The 2,179-nt window shown below is 71.1% G+C and carries 1 protein-coding gene and 2 pseudogenes; all 3 read right to left on the bottom strand.

Features of this window, described 5'->3' with window-relative positions; translation table 11 throughout:
- Positions 1 to 449, bottom strand: a pseudogene (locus VF697_RS11200) (signal peptide peptidase SppA); the annotation flags it as partial.
- 47 nt (positions 450 to 496) lie between these two features.
- Positions 497 to 1,714: a PEGA domain-containing protein gene (locus VF697_RS11195; protein ID WP_331094118.1), complete on the bottom strand. Its 1,218-nt coding sequence runs from the start codon at positions 1,712 to 1,714 to the stop codon at positions 497 to 499.
- 50 nt (positions 1,715 to 1,764) lie between these two features.
- Positions 1,765 to 2,179 (bottom strand): annotated as a pseudogene (locus VF697_RS11190) (hypothetical protein); the annotation flags it as partial.

The raw sequence follows: 2,179 nt of genomic DNA, 5'->3' as shown, positions 1-2,179 counted from the left end.
GCGGGCCGCACCGTGAGCCCCAGGTCGAAGCCGGAGAGCCGGTCCAGCGTGGCGTCGTCCGAGGAGAAGCCGTGGTAGCCCGCGCCGAGCGACAGCCGCCCCGAGCCGAGCGCCAGGCCGAAGGACGTCTTGCGGTAGTCCGCCAACCCCTGCCCGCGCAGCCACTCCAGGCTGAAGCCGGCACTCAGGCCCCGCAGCAGGCTGGTGCCGAGGTAGAGCCCGTCACCCACCTGGTCGCGCGCGAGGTTGCGCTCGTGCAGGTAGAAGAGCTGGGGCGGCCCCACGAAGCGCAGGCCCGCGGGGTTGACGGAGAGCGCGGTGGCTTCCTCCACCAGCGCGGCGGAGGTGGGGGGCAGCGTCACCCCGCGCGGAGGTGTGGCGGGCTGGACGATGAGCCCCGTCTGTGCGAGCGCGAGGCCTGGGAGCATCAGGAGCAGGAGGGCACGCATGGCCCTCCGACTCTAGGCCCCGCCTCCCGGCGTACAAGCGCCGCGACTCACCAATCTTCGGTACCGTTCACTGCCTCCAGGGGATCTCCCCCCTTGGACTTCTTCTCCTGGGCGCGCCGCTTGCCGCCCCGATCCTCGCCGTTCCACTCGTCCGTGCCGTGGGAGTTCTCCAGCGGATCCGCCGACTTCACCACCTTCTCCCCACCGCCGTCGGCGGTGTTCAGCAGCTGATTGACCAGGCGGGTCATCTCCGACTTGAGCTGACCGAACTCGTCGCCCTGCAGCACCACGCGCTTGCCGCCGATCCGCGAGCCGGTCTTCAGGTCGAACAGGCCCAGCACCAGCTCGGTGGTGTTGCTGTCGGGCTGGTCACGCACCGTGCCCACGACGCCCCGCTCCAGTCCGAGCGCCTTGCCCAGCCCGGCCACCGCGCTGCTGGAGCCCTTGCCACGGCCCACCTCGGCGGCGATCGCGTCCAGCTTCGAGTCATACGCCTTGTAGGCGTCCGTGGGCTCCAGCACCGCGCTCACCTCCGTGTCGTCCGGGCTCACCTCCATGAACTGCCCGTACTGGCGGAAGCCGGGGCGCTCCAGGCGCAGCAGGTGCTTGCCCACGGCCAGCGTCGGCACCGTCAGCGGGGTGTAGCCCCTGAACTCGCTGTCGATGTAGACGCGCGCACCGGCCGGACGGGACTTCACCGTCGCCCCGCCGCGCAGCGCCGCGTTGACGCTCGTGGACACCTGCGTGCGGAGCGCGAGGAACTCGCGGCTGTAGCGCTTGGTGTCCAGCTCGTAGTCGGGGCTGAGCGCCATCAGGTCCAACAGCGCCAGCTTGGCCTCCTCGCCGTCCCCGCGCTGGTGCATCACCGCGGCGTACAGGGCGGTGGCGTCGCACAGCGGGTTGCAGGAGGTCGTCATCGCCGCGGCGGCCTTCTGCAACTCCTTGAGGGTGGAGCGCACCTTGCGCTCGGCGTCCTCGTAGTCCTTCGCATCGAAGGCGACGAGGCTCTCCTTGTAGCCCTGCTCGCCGCGCTTGAGGGCGGCCAGGGCCTCCTCATCCGCCGGCAGGCCGAAGAGGTCCTCCGCCTTGCGAACGGTGTAGCCCTGGAACTGGGTCAGGGCCTCGTTCATGTAGCTCTCCAGCTTGGGGCCACTCGCCTCGGCCGAGGAGTCCATGGGCACGATGAGCGAGGTGATACGCCGGCTCGCCGCGGGCGGGGCGGCCAGCGCGAGGGTGGGGAGCAGGACGAGCGCAAGGGCTTTCATAAGTTGGACCTCGAGGCGCGGGACTCGCATGGACGTGCGCGCAATGGACGCTACCAGCCGGCGCCGGGGTTCCCCAGCCGGACGCCCAACGGTGGCTTGTTCGGTTGGGAAGCCAGCAGGAGGCTCGCGGTGGTAGCCGCGGCCACCCCGCCCACCGCCGCCCAGAACCAGGGTTTCTTCACCACCGCCGGCAGGGCGATGGGGAGGGGAGAAGGGGTGGACACCTGCTTGCCGGTGAGGAAGGCGTGGACCTGCTCCACGGCCTCCTGGCGCTCGCGAGCGTCTTCCGGCCGCAGGGCCACCCCGAGCAGGCGACTCTTCACCTGCACATCCCAGGCATTCAGCGTGGCCTCCGTGCGGCCGCCGCGCTTCGTCCTCACCACCGCGAGCACCACGTAGCGCGCCCCGAGTCGCTCGCCGAGCGCGGCCACCTCGGGGGGGTGGCGCTCGGCGTCGAGCGGCCTG

It is taken from the genome of Archangium sp. (genome assembly GCF_036388035.1).
In the GTDB taxonomy this organism is placed as follows: Bacteria; Myxococcota; Myxococcia; order Myxococcales; family Myxococcaceae; genus Archangium.
The sequence above is the reverse complement of the archived record's forward strand: the minus strand, read 5'-3'. Positions and strand labels throughout refer to the sequence as shown.

Coding starts and splice junctions, on each gene's coding strand:
- VF697_RS11195 (WP_331094118.1), bottom strand. CDS start 1,714: ATGAAAGCCCTTGCGCTCGTCCTGCTCCCCACCCTCGCGCTGGCCGCC.